Source organism: Streptomyces sp. NPDC002784, from assembly GCF_053592135.1.
The window spans coordinates 1-14,484 of sequence record NZ_JBSFVD010000002.1; the positions used below are offsets into that span (position 1 = coordinate 1).

Genomic DNA, 14,484 nt, shown 5'->3' on the forward strand with positions numbered 1-14,484 from the left:
GCCGCCAGCGCCAGCCCCACATCGTCCGCGGCTACTTCGGCGGCCCCCACGTCCGCTACACCCTCGAAGAGAACCCTTTGAGTTTCTGATCAATAGCAACTATCGCCAACGCCGAACCGCATCAAGAGAAGGAGGCCGCAGCGTACCCTGCAGCTCCTCGCCGTCATGTCGTCTCACCTGACAACCAATCGCCTCTCCTGACCAGCACCTGGTATTCAACCAGTGACCTCGCCGCTTGTCTGAGAGTGGATGCCTCAACCCTGCGCCGCTGGCGCACTGCTCAGCCACCTCAGGGGCCGCCTTTCGTCGCAATCTCGGAACGCGTCGTCATGTACAGCGCCCTTGACGTCGAGGAATGGCTGCGCCGCCGACGTACCGTCCCGGCCAAGGAGCTCAATGGCCGATAAGACCAACGTTCCTGTCGGTGTCCGGCTCTCCACCGATATCGAGTACCGTCCTGACCGCCCCACTCCGTATCGGGCGCGTGTCCGGTGGACCGATCCGACCAGCAAGCGCCGCCAGTCACTGTCCGAGGGAAAGGACAGCGAAGAAGAGGCCCAGGAATGGCTCCAGGCCATCATCGAGGCCGCAGAGGCTGGCCTGAGCCCGTCGCTGGCCACCATGAAGCTCGCCGAATACGGCGAAGCGAACATGGACCTCGCCCTGCGCGGCCTGGAGTTGAAAACGCTGGACCCCTACCTGTCGGGGTGGCGGATGCGTGTCGTCCCCGCCCTGGGCCACCTCGCGGTGCGGATGATCACCAATGGTGTCGTCGACCGCACCGTGCAGAACTGGATCGCCGACGAGCACAGCCGCTCAACGGTGAAGAACACCATCGCCGTCCTGGTCCGCGTCATGGAGCAGGCCGTCCGTGACGGCATCATCAAGGTCAACCCCGCCCGGGTGACCGGCTGGCAGAAACTCTACAAGCAGGCCGAGGACGAACTCCTCGACCCACGCGCGCTGGCCCTGCCCGACTGGGAGACCCTCGTCGCTCTGGCCGACGCGCTCGTGGCCGCCTCTCACGACCAGTACCGCGGCTGGGGAGACGTGGTCATCTTCGCCGCGTGCACCGCTGCACGGATCGGCGAGGTCTCAGGCTGCCGCGTCGGAGACATCGACACCAACCACTGGATCTGGACCGTGCGGCGTCAGACCACACCCGCGCCCGGCGGGCTGACCGACAAGGGCACCAAGGGCAAGCGGGCCCGCAAGGTTCCCATCGTCGAGGAGATCCGCCCCCTCGTCGCACAGCGCATCCTGTCCGCCGGCCCCGATCCCGACGCCCGCCTGTTCACCGGCCCGCGCGGCGGACGCATCTCCACCGCCGTCCTGCGCGACGCCACACACTGGGACGACGTGGTCACCAAGCTCGGCTACGAGCACCTGCGCCGCCATGACCTCCGGCACACCGGACTGACCTGGTTCGCCGACGCCGGAGTCCAAGTGCACGTCCTCCGCAGGATCGCCGGCCACGGGTCACTGACCACCACCCAGCGCTACCTGCACCCGGACGTACACAAGATCACGGCCGCCGGGGCGGCGCTCTCCGCACACCTCAGCGTGCTGCGCGCACCGCGCTCGCTGCCGAGCCCGATCGTCATGACCCGCTGACCTCGGTCAAGGACGCCGGTCCCCAGTTGGTCCCCAAGAATGATCAAGGGCCGGTTTCGGATGCCTCCGAAACCGGCCCTGACCTGCGACTCGTTCGAGTCGGGACGACAGGATTTGAACCTGCGACCCCTTGACCCCCAGTCAAGTGCGCTACCAAGCTGCGCCACGTCCCGGTGCGTCCCTCTCGCGGTGGTGCCGCGAGAACGCGCAGGTAAACCTTACCGTACGCGGGCGGGTGTCTCAGGCGGGAAGGGCGACGCCGAGCCTGTCCGCCGCCTCCGTCAGTTCGCGCCACACCTTCGGGGTGACCGGGATCCCCCGCGCGGAGCGCTCGGCGGCGACGGCGGCGCTGCGCTCGCCGGGGTAGTACACGCCGTCCGCGCCCTCGGCGACCGGCAGGCCCTTGAGCGTGGCCAGGGTGTCGTCCACCGCCGCCGTGAACGCCTCGGGGTCACCGAAGGCCGCCGGGTCCACGGCGATGAGCAGGGCGTTCTGGCGGTGCTTGCGGCCCTGCGGGTCGTCGGAGTGGAAGGCGGAGAAGATCGGCGCCCCGACGAGGACGCTGGTGAGCAGTTCGAAGGCGAGCGACATGCCCGAGCCCTTGGCGCCGCCCAGCGGCAGCGGCATGACCGCCTCCTCGGGATCGGTGGTGGGGGTGCCGTCCGCGGTGGCGGCCGCGCCCTCGGGGAGCGGCGTGCCGTTCGCCCTGGCCTGGCGGATCCTGCCGAGCGCGATGGTGGCGGTGGCCATGTCGAGCAGCAGCGGGGCGTGTCCCTTCGCCGGAACGGCGACGGCGAGCGGGCTGGTGGCGACGGCGGCGCCCTTGACGCCGGTGTAGCCCATGTTGGGCATGCCGGACACGAACCCGAGCCCGAGCAGGCCCTGTTCGGCGATCCGGGACACGTAGTAGCCGATGGCGCCCGTGTGCACGGTCCGACGGACGCCGACGGAGGCGATGCCGGCCGCCCTGGCCCGCCGTACCGCCTCGTCCGCGGCGGCGCTCAGCGCGACCGGGCCGGGGGCGCGGTCGGCGTCCAGGACGGCGGCGGCCGCGGTGGCCGACTCCACGCGCAGGTCGGCCCGCGCGTTCGCCACCCCCTTGGCCAGCAGCTCCAGGTAGGCCGGGACGCGGGCGATGCCGTGGGAGTCGACGCCGCGCAGCGCGGCCCAGACGAAGACGTCGGCGGTGGTACGGGCGTGCTCGGCGCTGAGGCCGCCCTTCTCCAGCAGGGCCGCGGAGAACTCCCGCAACTCCTGCGCGGGCACGAGCTTCCGGTCGGACATGGTTCTCCTCGGTTGGTTTCAGCGGGTGACCAGGACGTCGACGACGGCCGTGGTGCCGTCGGCCACGGCCTTGAGGGCACGTTCCAGGGCGGGCCCGAGCGCGTCGGGCGCGTCGACGGTCTCGGTGTGCATCCCGAACGGCTCGGCGAATCCCGCGAGCCGGGGCAGCCGGCGCAGGTCGGTGCCGAGCCACTCCCCCGTCGCGGCGGCGGCGCCCTCGGGGTAGAAGCGGCGGTGGTTGAGGTTCATCGACTTGTAGACACGGTTGTTGAAGACCAAGATCAGCACCGGGAGTTCGTACGCCCGTGAGGCGTCGTACGACGGGATGACCGGGTTGTAGGTGAAGGCGCCGTCGCCGATGGTGAGCACCACCGGCCGCTCGCGGGCGGCGAGTTTGACGCCGAGCGCGACCGCCATGCCCTGGCCGAGACCGCCCTGCACGTAGAAGTACGAGTCGGGGGCGTCGGTGCGCAGATGGCGCTTGACCACGCGGCTGTGGGTGATGGTCTCGTCGACGACGATCGCGTCCCGCCCGTCCAGCAGCCGCCGCAGGGTCGCCGCGACCAGCACCGGGTCGATGCCCTCGGCCCCCGCCGCCTTGGCCTCGGCCGCCGCGATCGACGCCTGTTCGTCGGTGTGCCGTTCCTCCTGCGCCGCGCGCCGGGCGGTGACCGTCACGGTGTCGAGGTCCCCCGCCCGCTTGGCGAGCTGCCGCAGCGTGTTGGTGACGTTTCCCTCCAAGTACCGGTCCGCGAAGAGGACTTGGTAGACGACGTGCGGACGCTGCGGCACCTCGTCGAGGACGACGATCCGTGCCGTGGCGGGGCGGCGCGAGGGCGGGTAGAAGGGGGCGCGGCAGTTCACCAGCAGGATCAGGTCGGCCTCGTCCATCCAGGGACCGATGTCGCTGCCGGCGTGCAGCGGATGGCTGCGCGGGAAGTTGCCGCACACCGCCGAGTCCGGCTCCACCACCGGGATGTCCCATGCCTCGGCGAAGGCTACGAGGGCTTCCCAGCCGCCCGCCTCCCGGCCCGCGGTCTCGGTGACGATCACCGGGTTGACGGCCTCGCGGATCATCCGCGCGACCGCGTCGGCCTCGTCGGGCGAGCTGTGCGTGGAGCCCGGCGGGACGATGGCCTTGGCCTCGCGGCCGTCCCATTCCTCCAGCAGGATCTCCAGCGGGATGTTCAGATACGCCGGTCCCGCCGGAGCCCGCCGGGCCAGCTCCGCCGCCCGCGTGATCATCGTGGGGAGCGTGTGGACACTCGCCGCCTCGTTGGACCACTTGACGAAGGGCTGGGCGACGCCGTGCGGGCCGCCCACGATGGACAGGTTGCGGTACCACTGGCCGCCCGGGTCCTTGCCGGGGCCGTCGCCGTAGGTGGCCGACTCCGAGGAGGTGACCACCATCGGCACGCCCGCCAGCAGCGCGCCGTGCACGGCCATCGAGCCCTGGAGCAGGCCGGGGGCCGCGTGCAGCAGGACGCCCTGCGGGCGGCGGGTGATCAGGCCGTAGCCGGTGGCCATGCCCACGGCGACCGTCTCATGGGTCAGGTCGAGGTAGCCGGGGCAGGCACGTCCGTCCCGGTAGTGCCGGGCCAGCGACTCCCACACCGGGGCCCATTCGGACCCCGATGCGCAGAAGACGTAGTCGGCGCCGGCGGCGGTGAAGGCGGAGACGGTGGCGTCACCGCCGTCCAGGTGCTCGGTGTCGGTCATGTCAGCCCTCGATCGGCCAGTTCAGGACCTCGGAGATACCCCGGCCCATGATCCATTCGAGTTCCTCCGGGGTGAAGTCCCAGTGCTTGGTGAACTGCTCGATGGTGTCGGTGTAGGTGATGCCGTGGCCGAGCAGCCGGGTGATGTCGGTGCCGTAGAAGCAGCGCTGCGGGCCCATCCGGTCGACCATCTCGCGCACGTACTTCTGGATGTTGTTGTTCGGGAAGGGGTGCGTCGAGTAGCCGGGCAGCGCCGAGACCTTGACGTAGATGTTCGGGTGGGCGGCGAGGTCGGCGGTCTCCTGGACCCAGTAGCCGATGGCGTCGTCGACGCAGCGGGCCATGATGCCCATGTGGTCGATGATGATCTTCAGCTCGGGGTGCTTCCCGGCGATCTCACCGAGCTCCCGCTTCCAGATCGGCGCGTGCACCATGGTGGGGATGCCGAGTTCCTCGGCGAGCGGCCAGTACCAGTCGTTGGTGCCGTCGATCATCCAGTTCCGGTCGATCGGCCGGTGGAAGGTGAGCCGGGTGCCCTTCACATGCGGGTTCCGGGCGAAGTCCTTGAGCATCGCCGCGCCCTCCTCGGGCTTGTTCTGCGGGATGCGGGCCATGATGCCGAACCGGTCCGGGTGCGCCTCGCATGCCTCCAGGGCGTAGTCGATGCGGTCGCCCTCCCAGGACGGCGGCAGGATCAGCGCCCGGTTGACGCCGGCCTCGTCCATCAGCTCCAGCGCCTCCTCGTAGGAGAAGGGGTCCTCGCGGTGGCCGTTGAGGCGGATCCGCTCGCGCGCTCCGGGCACCCAGGGGCGGTCCGGGCTCTCTTCCTTCCAGATGTGGATCTGCGTGTCGACGACGAACATGGCGTCAGCTCTTTCTGTCGTGCGGGGCGGTGGGGTGGTGCGGAGGGAACGCTAGGCGGGGTGCGGGGCCTTGCCGAGCCCTGGGAGCGCAAGCTGTTGTTGCGCGAAATGCCGCTGTGCGCAGGGCATTCACCGCATGCGCGGCTCGTCGTCGAAGACCGCGTCGACGATGTGCTCGGCGATCGCGAGGGACGCCGTGGCGGCCGGGGAGGGCGCGTTGCGCACCGCGGTGACCCGGCCCGCCCGGTGGATGCGGAAGTCGTCCGCGAGCGTGCCGTCGCGGTCCAGCGCCTGGGCGCGCACCCCGGCGCCGCCGCGCACCACGTCGGCGACGCCGACGGCGGGCACGTACCGGCTCGCGTCCCGCATGAAGGCCCGCATCGACAGCGAGCCGCGGTACTCCTTGATGCCGGTACGCCAGTGCTGGGCCGCCATCCGCCAGGTCCCCGGGTAGGCGGCGAGGCCGGCGAGGTCCTTCAGCGAGATCTCGCTCAGCCGGTAGCCCTCCCGGGACAGGGCCAGGACGGCGTTCGGGCCGACCTCCACGGTGCCGTCGACACGCGGGGTGAAGTGGACGCCGAGGAAGGGGTACCGGGGATCGGGCACCGGGTAGACCAGGCCGCGCACCAGACCCGCCTTCTCCGGCTTGAGCAGCATGTACTCGCCCCGGAAGGGGACGATCCGCGGCTCGCGCCGGTCCCGGGCGAGCCGGGCCACGGTGTCCGAGTGCAGTCCCGCGCACAGGATCAGCCGGTCCACGCGCACCCGGTCCCGGGCGGACGCCACCTCGATCCCGCCGGGCACCTCGGTGATCGCGGTGACCGGGAAGCCGAGCCGCACCTCGCCGCCGGAGGTCTCGATGTCCTTGGCGTACTCCCGGGCGACGGCCGGGTAGTCGGTGATCGCGGTGCGCGGCGAATGCAGGGCCGCGATCCCCCCGGCCTCGGGCTCGATCTCCTTGATCTCCTCCTTGGCGAGCCTCCTCAGCTCGGGCACATGGTTGGAGCGGGCCCGTTCGTACAGGCTCTCCATCCGGCCCAGTTCGTCCGCGCGGACGGCCGTCACCAGCTTGCCGACCTCCTCGTACGGCAGCCCCCGCTCCTGGCAGTACTCGCGCAGCAGGCCGACCCCGCGCACGGTCAGCCGTGCCTTGAGGCTGCCCGGGGCGTAGTAGATCCCGGCGTGCACCACACCGGAGTTGTGGCCGGTCTGATGGACGGCGACCGCGGGTTCCTTCTCCAGCACCACGACCCGCGTGCCGGGCCGGCGCAGGGCGATCTCGCGGCCGGTGGCCAGGCCCACGATGCCCGCGCCGACGATGCCGATCGTCTCGTCAGCCATCGGCGTCCTCCTTCTCCAGGGTCAGCAAGGTCAGAAGTGGATGGCGACGGTCTTGACGCGGGTGGAGAACCGCAGGACTTCCTCGCCCTGCTCCTTGTAGGCGGTGCCGGAGTCGTGGAACCCGCCGAAGGGCAGGTGGACGTCCCAGCCGGTGGTCGTGGTGTTGACGGCGACCTGACCGCACTCGGCCTCGTCGGCGAACCGGTACGCCCGGGACAGATCCCGGGTGAACAGGGCGGCGGCGAGCCCGAAGGCGGAGTCGTTCACGGCCTCGACGGCCTGCGCGAAGTCGTCCACGGCACGGACGGCGAGCACCGGCCCGAAGACCTCCTCGCGCCAGATCGCCATGTCGGGCGTGACGTCCCCGAGCACGGTCGGCAGGACGTAGCAGCCGTGGGCGCGCTCCGCGTCGGCCGCTCCCCCGGTCAGCACGGTGGCGCCCGCGTCGATGGCGCGGCCGATGTCGGCGAGCACCGCGTCGCGCTGCCGGGGGCTGGACAGCGGGCACAGCGTGGTCGCCGGGTCGCTGCCGGGTCCGACGGTCAGCGCCGCGACCTCGGCGAGCAGCAGCGTGACGAACTCCTCCCGGACGGGGCGTTCGACGACGACCCGGCTGGTGGCGGTGCAGCGCTGGCCCGCCTGTCCGAAGGAGGCGGCGACGACGGCCTTCGCGGCGGCCGGGAGGTCGGCGTCGGCGAGGACGACCGAGGCGTTCTTGCCGCCGAGTTCGCCCTGGAAGCGGACGTTGCGGTCGGCGAGGCGGCGGCGGATGCGGTTGCCGACGGCGTTGGAGCCGGTGAAGGTGACGCCGGCGATCCGCGGGTCGTCGAGGAGGGCCTCCTCGATCTCGCCGGTGCGGCCCGTGATCACGTTCAGCACGCCGGCCGGCAGGCCCGCGTCGTGCAGGGCGCGGGCGAAGTGCAGCCCGGACAGCGGGGTTTCGGTGGCCGGCTTGAAGACGGCCGCGTTGCCGGTGGCCAGCAGCGGGGCCAGCTTGCGGGCCGGGGTGATCAGCGGGTCGTTCCAGGGGCTGATCACCAGGATGACGCCGATCGGCTCGCGCTGGGTGTGGGTACGGGTGTCGGGGCGGACGTCGTGCAGCAGGGTGCCGTAGCCCTGGCGGGCGAGACCGGCGTAGTAGTCGAGGAAGTCGGCGGCCTTGCCGGTCTCGCCGCGGGCCTCGGCCAGTGTCTTGCCGTTCTCGGCAGTGACATCGGCGGCGATCTCGTCGAGGCGCTCCCGGATCAGCCGGGCCGCCCCGGTCATGATCCGGGCGCGCTCGAAGGGGCTGGTGCGCTTCCATCCGGCGAAGCCGCGCTCGGCGTGGTCGTAGGCGCGGGTGACGTCCTCGGCGGGGAGGGCGGGGACGCGGGCGAGGGGTTCTCGGACGTCGGCCGGGTCGTGGACGTCGATCCATGCACCGGACGTCACCCACTCTCCGCCGACGAGTGTTTCCAGGGTGCGCATGCAGGTTCACTTCTTCTCGTTCAGACATTGGTTGCGCCCGGTGTGCGGGGTTTCCGTGCTGGAATCGGCGGCACCGCCGCACCGTCGAGCTTCAGGGGAATGCCATGCCGTACGCCGTCTTCGCCCACTACCGCTGCGCACCCGCCGATGAGTCCGTGGTGCGGCAGGCGCTGGTGCGGATGCGGGAGTTCACCCGCGCCGAGCCCGCGAACCTCGTCTACGAGGTCCATGCGGAGGCGGAGCGGGCCGGCGGGTTCGTGTTGTACGAGGTGTACGCGGACCGGGCGGGGTTCGACGCTCACACGGCGGCCGGCCACTTCGACGAACTGATCGTCCGGACGGTCCGGCCGCTGCTGACCGAGCGCACGGTCACGTTCGCCGAGGTGCTCTAGAACTCGTTGCCCCAGCAGTAGCGGGCGACCGTCTCCACCAGCACCAGCTTTCGGCGCTGCTGTTCCGCTGTCAGCAGGGGCTTGCCGGCCGTGTCGGCGAAGCCCCTCGACGGCGCCACGGCCATGTCCTCGATGTCCTTGACCTCGGCCGCCGCGTCGATCCGCGCCATCACGGTGTCGAGGTCCTCCAGGGCGGCCACCGTGGCGTCCACCACCCCCAGGCACACGTCACGGTCCTCCGGCAGGGCGCGCAGGAGGTCCAGTTCCGCGGGGGTGCCCTGGTCGTACGGCAGGACCCAGCGGTCGGCCGGGATGTCCGCGTACATCCGCTCCAGGCGGGCGCGGTCCGGCTCGGCCGGTGCCGTCCAGCCGGGGCAGACACCGATGCGGACGCCCTCGGGGCGCTCGTCCAGCCGTACCGTCTGCGCCTCGACGGCCAGCGCTTCGGCGAAGGTGAGCGGGGCGTGCGCGGGCCAGTCGAGCAGGAGCGGGTTGTTCAGCTGGATCAGCCGGACTCCTCGGGAGACCAGGAGTTCGATCTCCGCGTGGATGATCTCCGCGAGGGCGTCGGCGAGTTCCCGGGCCGAGGCCGGGCCCAGGCCCGGTGCGAAGGTGGTGGCGGCCAGGTAGGCCGGGGACGGGAGGGACGCCTTGGGGGCGATGACCGTCCATTCGGTGAGGCGCGCGGCCCAGTCCGCCAGCAGCGGACCGCCCGGCTTGGGCAGGGATTCGGCCACCCACCGGGTCAGCCCGTCCGCCGTCTCGTCCGTACGGCGGAAGCCGGAGACCCCGTCGAGGACCGCGCCGCGGAAGTCCTCGCGGGGGAAGTCGCCGTCGGTGACCACGGTGGAGCGGAGCTTGCGCTGGTAGGTCACCGCCTCCTGGACCGCCGCCGTCACGGACTCGGGGTCCCGCAGGTCGAGGCCGGCCGGCCGCACCAGGCTTCCGTGGTGGTCGATGCGGTAGTTGAACGTGTCCGCCATGGTCAGTCCTTTCCGGGCGCCGCGACGCCCCAGGCGGCGAACTCCAGCTCGTAGCCGAGGGATCGCAGTACGTCTTCGGCGATCTCCTGGTCCTCGGCCGCGGTGCCGCCCGCGATCCCGAGGCCGCCGATGATCTCGCCGTCCTTCTTGATGGTGACGCTGCCCTCGGTGGCCATGATCGGCAGGGCGGCCCCGGGGAGTTGGGAGAGCTGGGCGAAGAAGACGGGCTGGCTCTCCTGCCACTTCTTCAGCATGGGGCCGGGGCGCTGCATGATCGCGGCGGTGTAGGCCTTGGCGCGGGCGATGTCCGGGGTGAGCGGTCGGGCTCCGTCGGGGCGGCGGATGGCGACCGGGAAGCCGCCGGCGTCCACCACGGCGACGCTCACCGCCTTCCCGATCTCCCGGGCGCGCTCTTGGGCGGCGGCCAGGATCTCCTCGGCGGCGGCCAGGGTGAGGGTGGTCATACGGCTTCCTTCGGTGCGGTGAGGGTGCGGCGCAGCCGGGCGACGGCCGCGTTGTACCGGTCCGGGGTCTCCCAGTACATGGAGTGCGGGGCGCCTTCGACGATCTCCAGGTGCGAGCCGGGCAGCAGCTCGTGGGCACGTGTCACCGTCTTCACGCCGAGCACCGCGTCCTTCTCCCCCGCGAGGAAGGCGACCTTGACGCCGGACCGCCGGATGTCGTCCAGGGACGGGCCCTCGGTGTCGAGGTTGCGCAGGTCCTGCATGCGGGCGAGGTTGAAGGTGCCCATCTGCTGGAAGAGGAAGGTGAGGTCGGCGCGCTCCCGCTGGAAGGGCTTCGTCAGCAGGCGGTCGATCACCGGGAGCTTGACGGCCTCGGCCCGGTCGGCGGCGGCCAGTTCCCTCAGTTCGGGGTGGGTGATGCCGCCCAGGGAGTGGCCGAGGACGACGCAGGAGACCCGCTCGGGGCGCAGCAGCCCGGCCCGCAGGGCGGCGACCGAGCCGATGGACTGGCCGACCAGCATCACGTCGGTGAGATCCTCGGCGTCGAGGACGGCGACCACGTCGCCGGGGAAGTCCTGGCCGTCGAAGTCGGACGGGCCGGACTTGCCGAAGCCCCGCAGGTCCAGTGTGACGACCGTGAACTCCTCGCGCAGTGCGGCCACTTGCTGCCACCAAGCGGCGTGGTGACCGCCGCTGCCGTGCACGAACAGGATCGCGGGGCCGCTGCCGTGGCGCTCGTAGTAGATGGCGGTGCCGTCGGAGTCGGCGATGGGCATGGGGATGAACTCCTGTCAGAGCACGCTCAGTTGGGGCGCTTGGCGTGGTGGACCAGCTCGATCATGGTGTGGTCGGGGTCGTGGATGTAGCAGAACTTGGACTGGTTCTCGGGGCGCTGGATGGGCCGGGTGTGCCGGATGCCCAGCTCCTGGAGGTGCGCGAGGAAGTCGTCCCAGTCGTCGACCTCGACGGCGAAGTGATAGGGCGCCATGCGCTCCATCTCCTCGACCGGGGTGAAGTGCAGGTCGAAGTTGCCGCGGGTCATCAGCACCACCCGGGTGTTGGACTTGGGCATGATCCGCTTCATCCCGAAGACCTTGGCGTACCACTCGGCGGTCCGGTCGGGGTCGGTGGTGGGGAAGTTGACGTGGTGGATGTAGCGGGGTTCCTTGCTCATGCTCGATTCCCTTCGCTCTGTACGGGGTTGGACAGCACACCGATGCCGCTGATCTCGATGTCCACGGTGTCGCCCGGCTCGATCCGGCAGGCCGTCTCGGCGCCCATCCACAGCACGTCGCCGGGGTGCAGGGTGATGTGGCGGGTGATCTCGACGATGTAGTCGAAGGGGTCGAAGACCATGTCGCCGGTCGGGAAGCGCGCCCGCACCGCACCGTTGACGCGCAGGGTGGTGGTCTGCGCCGGCGCGTCCACCTCCGTCTCGATCCACGGCCCCATCGGTTTGAAGGTGTCGCTGTTCTTGCTGCGCCAGAAGGTGCGGTCCTGGTGCTGCCAGGTGCGGGCGCTGACGTCGTTGCCGATGGTCCAGCCGAAGACGCAGGCGCGGGCCTCCTCGGGGGTGGCGTGCCGGACCGTACGGCCGATGACGGCGACGAGTTCGGGCTCGGCCTCGAAGCGGCCCTCGACCTCGGCCGGCTTGACGATCGGCGAAAGGTGCCCGGTGAGCGCGTTGTTGGCCCGGTAGCCGACCTCGGGACGCTCGGGCGTGGCGGCTCCGGCGTGCGCGATGTGCCGCGGGTAGTTGTGGCCGACGGCGTAGAACACCGGCGGCACGACCGGCGGCAGCCAGCGGGCCGTGGCCCGCTCCACCCGGCCGATCACCTCGGGTGCGCCCTCGATCGGGGAGCCGGACAGCAGCTCCACGTCCCCCTCCCCCACCCGGCCCCACACGGCCCGGCCGCCGACCGACACGCGCGCGTACCTCATGGCGCCAGCAGGTGGGAGACGCGCTTGGTGATCAGGTAGGCGTCGAGCGCCTCGGGCCCGCCCTCACGGCCGTACCCGCTGTCCTTCACGCCGCCCGAGGGCGCCTCGTGCACGGAGCCGCCGCAGTGGTTGAGCGACAGGATGCCCGCCTCCAGCTCGGCGCAGAGCCGCTCGGCGGTGGCGGCGGACCGGGTGAAGCCGTAGGCGGCCAGGCCGTACGGCAGGGCGTTCGCCGTGGCCAGTGCCTCGTCGAGGCCGGTGAAGGGCACGATGGGGGCGAGCGGCCCGAACGGCTCCTCGCGCATCAGCTGCGCGTCCGGCGGTACGTCGGTCAGGACGGTCGGCGCGAAGAAGTACCCGGCCCGGTCCGGCCGTTCGCCCCCGGTGAGTGTCTTGGCGCCGCGGGCGACCGCGTCGGCGGTGAGGCGCTCCATGGCCTGCAGCCGGCGCTCGTTGGCGAGCGGGCCCATCGTCGTGCCGTCGGCGAGCCCGTCCCCGACGACCACCGCCTCCGCGGCCTTCACGAACTCGGCGGTGAAGTCCGCGACCAGGCTCTCGTGGACGAGGAAGCGGCTCGGGGAGGTGCAGACCTGACCGGCGTTGGCGAACTTGGCCTGCGCGGCCTTGCGGGCGGCGCCCACGGGATCGGCGTCTTCACAGACGATCACCGGGGCGTGGCCGCCGAGTTCCATCAGGGACGGCTTCATGACCTTCCCGGCCTCGGCGGCGAGGAGCTTGCCGACGGGGACCGAGCCGGTGAACGCGATCAGCCGGGTGACCGGGGAGGCGATGAGGTGGGCGGAGACCTCGGCGGGTTCACCGAGAACGAGGTTGAGCACGCCCGCCGGCAGGCCCGCGTCCACGAAGCAGCGGACGAGCTCCATCGCCGTGGCTGGGGTCTCCTCGGACGCCTTGATGACGATCGAGCAGCCCGCCGACAGCGCCGAGGAGATCTTGCGCATGGGACCGCCGGCGGGGAAGTTCCACGGCACGAACGCGGCGACGGGTCCGATCGGTTCCCGCCGTACGGTCAGCAGGGTGCCGGGGGCGGACGGGATGATCCGGCCGTAGGCGCGGCGGGCGTCGTCGGCGTGCCAGCGCAGGGTGTCCGCGACCCGGCGGGCCTCCCCGGTGGCCTCCGCGAGGGGCTTGCCCTGTTCCAGGGTCATGATCCGGCCGATGGCTGCGGCGCGTTCGGTGAGCAGGCCGGCGGCGGTGTGCAGGATCGCGGTGCGCCGCCCTACCGGGGTGTCGCGCCAGACGCGGAAGCCCTCCTCGGCGGCGGCGAGGGCGCGGTCCAGGTCGGCGGCGGTGGCCAGCGGCACCTCGCCGATCGCCCGCTCGGTGGCCGGGTCGACGATCGGGGCGGTACGTCCGGTGCCGCCCTGGCACCACTCGCCCGCGATGTGCATGCGGACGGCGGGGTAGCCGTGGTCGGTGGTCATGGGTGGGTGCCCTCTCAGGGATTCAGGAGGCTTCGCCGTCGCGGTTGGTGCGCAACGCCCAGATGTGGTGGGGCGGGGTGGTCGCGTGGACGCGGGTCTCGTAGGAGTCGTCGACCCGGTCCATGTCGGCGGCGTACTCGACGCGGCCGCCGCTCGGGGCGTGCAGGAAGCGGAAGACGTTGGAGCCGACGGTGTGCCGGCCGAGCCGGCGGGCCTCGCGCCAGCCGTGCTCGATCATGTGGTTGCCGCCCTCGATGACGTCGTCGAAGCCGGGCACCTCGTAGGCGATGTGGTTGACGCCCGCCCGGTCGGGGCGGTGGCACAGCAGCATGGTGTGCTGGTCGTCGTCGCCGGGCGCCTGCAGGAAGACGCCCATCGGCTCCACGACGTCGGTGGGCCGGAAGCCCAGGCGACCGGTGTAGAAGGCGACCGCTTCCTCCTTGCCCGCGGCGGGGATGTTGAGCGCCACATGGCACATGCGCAGCGGGCGGACCCGGGTGATCGCCTCCAGGGCGGTGTTCCAGCGGTGCACGTGGCCCGGCGCGTTGGCCGGGCGGGGGGTGACGGGGGCGGGCCTGGGGCGGGCCAGGGTGAGGCCCACGCCGAAGCCGGTCCGGTCCACGCAGTGGTGCACCCCGTCGGCGCTCTCGCGGGCCCCGCCGACGGCGGCCACCAGCCGGGCCAGCTCGTCCTCGGTGTCCACGCCCCACACCATCTCGCGCAGGGTGGGGCCGTGCTCCACGGCAGGCGGGAGCAGCGGGCCGGGGTCGGTGTCGAGGTGGAGGGTCTGGCCGGTCAGCGTCTCGAACACGGCGTGTTCGTCGGTCCGCTCGACCAGGAACAGGCCGAAGTCGTCGTAGAAGCGGACGCATTCGTCGAGGTCGTCGACGCTGTAGGTGACCGATTCGATTCTCTGGATTCCCATGGATTCCTCGTTTCGCGGGTCGCCAGTGAGCCTAGGTTCAGTGATCG

The 14,484-nt window shown here is 71.5% G+C and carries 15 protein-coding genes and 1 tRNA gene; 3 read left to right on the forward strand and 13 right to left on the reverse strand.

Going from position 1 to position 14,484, the window contains the following annotated elements; all coding sequences use genetic code 11:
* The first annotated feature begins 197 nt into the window (after positions 1–197).
* On the forward strand, positions 198–407 hold the full coding sequence (locus ACWD1Z_RS04555; RefSeq protein WP_451116312.1) for a helix-turn-helix transcriptional regulator: 210 nt from the start codon (positions 198–200) through the stop codon (positions 405–407).
* A complete protein-coding gene (locus ACWD1Z_RS04560) occupies positions 397–1,614 on the forward strand; it encodes a tyrosine-type recombinase/integrase (protein WP_451115474.1) in 1,218 nt (405 codons plus the stop codon). Before ACWD1Z_RS04555 ends, ACWD1Z_RS04560 begins: the two co-directional genes overlap by 11 nt.
* Positions 1,615–1,713: 99 nt before the next feature.
* Here the strand turns inward: ACWD1Z_RS04560 and ACWD1Z_RS04565 are convergent.
* The 6 genes from ACWD1Z_RS04565 to ACWD1Z_RS04590 all read right to left on the reverse strand — a co-directional run bounded on the left by ACWD1Z_RS04565 (position 1,714) and on the right by ACWD1Z_RS04590 (position 8,287).
* Positions 1,714–1,787, reverse strand: a tRNA-Pro gene (locus tag ACWD1Z_RS04565).
* A 67-nt stretch (positions 1,788–1,854) separates the two neighbouring features.
* Complete coding sequence (locus tag ACWD1Z_RS04570) at positions 1,855–2,898, reverse strand: Ldh family oxidoreductase (protein ID WP_451115476.1); 1,044 nt, start codon at positions 2,896–2,898, stop codon at positions 1,855–1,857.
* Between the two features lie 18 nt (positions 2,899–2,916).
* A complete protein-coding gene (locus tag ACWD1Z_RS04575) occupies positions 2,917–4,617 on the reverse strand; it encodes a thiamine pyrophosphate-dependent enzyme (protein WP_451115478.1) in 1,701 nt (566 codons plus the stop codon).
* Between the two features lies 1 nt (position 4,618).
* A complete protein-coding gene (locus ACWD1Z_RS04580) occupies positions 4,619–5,479 on the reverse strand; it encodes an amidohydrolase family protein (RefSeq protein WP_451115479.1) in 861 nt (286 codons plus the stop codon).
* Between the two features lie 129 nt (positions 5,480–5,608).
* Complete coding sequence (gene lhgO / locus ACWD1Z_RS04585; RefSeq protein WP_451115481.1) at positions 5,609–6,820, reverse strand: L-2-hydroxyglutarate oxidase; 1,212 nt, start codon at positions 6,818–6,820, stop codon at positions 5,609–5,611.
* Positions 6,821–6,850: 30 nt separating this feature from the next.
* On the reverse strand, positions 6,851–8,287 hold the full coding sequence (locus tag ACWD1Z_RS04590) for an aldehyde dehydrogenase family protein (RefSeq protein ID WP_451115483.1): 1,437 nt from the start codon (positions 8,285–8,287) through the stop codon (positions 6,851–6,853).
* A 104-nt stretch (positions 8,288–8,391) separates the two neighbouring features.
* On the opposite strand from ACWD1Z_RS04590, the gene ACWD1Z_RS04595 reads away from it, so the two are divergent.
* Positions 8,392–8,679 (forward strand): putative quinol monooxygenase, encoded by a 288-nt coding sequence (locus tag ACWD1Z_RS04595; protein ID WP_451115485.1) that lies wholly within the window; start codon positions 8,392–8,394, stop codon positions 8,677–8,679.
* On the opposite strand, the gene ACWD1Z_RS04600 is transcribed toward ACWD1Z_RS04595, so the two are convergent.
* The 7 genes from ACWD1Z_RS04600 to ACWD1Z_RS04630 are packed head-to-tail and all read right to left on the reverse strand — an operon-like array spanning position 8,676 to position 14,437.
* Positions 8,676–9,662: a methionine synthase II (cobalamin-independent)-like protein gene (locus ACWD1Z_RS04600; protein WP_451115487.1), complete on the reverse strand. Its 987-nt coding sequence runs from the start codon at positions 9,660–9,662 to the stop codon at positions 8,676–8,678. The two genes, ACWD1Z_RS04595 and ACWD1Z_RS04600, sit on opposite strands and share 4 nt — an antisense overlap.
* 2 nt (positions 9,663–9,664) lie before the next feature.
* Entirely contained in the window at positions 9,665–10,126 is a 462-nt protein-coding gene (locus tag ACWD1Z_RS04605; protein ID WP_451115488.1) for a GlcG/HbpS family heme-binding protein, read from the reverse strand.
* A complete protein-coding gene (locus ACWD1Z_RS04610) occupies positions 10,123–10,902 on the reverse strand; it encodes an alpha/beta fold hydrolase (RefSeq protein WP_451115489.1) in 780 nt (259 codons plus the stop codon). Before ACWD1Z_RS04610 ends, ACWD1Z_RS04605 begins: the two co-directional genes overlap by 4 nt.
* A gap of 26 nt (positions 10,903–10,928) precedes the next feature.
* The gene (locus ACWD1Z_RS04615) at positions 10,929–11,300 is read right to left on the reverse strand and encodes a VOC family protein (RefSeq protein ID WP_451115491.1); all 372 of its coding nucleotides are present in this window, start codon (positions 11,298–11,300) and stop codon (positions 10,929–10,931) included.
* Positions 11,297–12,067 (reverse strand): fumarylacetoacetate hydrolase family protein, encoded by a 771-nt coding sequence (locus tag ACWD1Z_RS04620; protein WP_451115493.1) that lies wholly within the window; start codon positions 12,065–12,067, stop codon positions 11,297–11,299. The genes ACWD1Z_RS04615 and ACWD1Z_RS04620 overlap by 4 nt, the downstream gene beginning before the upstream one ends.
* Entirely contained in the window at positions 12,064–13,512 is a 1,449-nt protein-coding gene (locus tag ACWD1Z_RS04625; protein WP_451115495.1) for an NAD-dependent succinate-semialdehyde dehydrogenase, read from the reverse strand. Before ACWD1Z_RS04625 ends, ACWD1Z_RS04620 begins: the two co-directional genes overlap by 4 nt.
* A 22-nt stretch (positions 13,513–13,534) precedes the next feature.
* On the reverse strand, positions 13,535–14,437 hold the full coding sequence (locus ACWD1Z_RS04630) for a VOC family protein (protein WP_451115497.1): 903 nt from the start codon (positions 14,435–14,437) through the stop codon (positions 13,535–13,537).
* Positions 14,438–14,484: the final 47 nt, after the last annotated feature.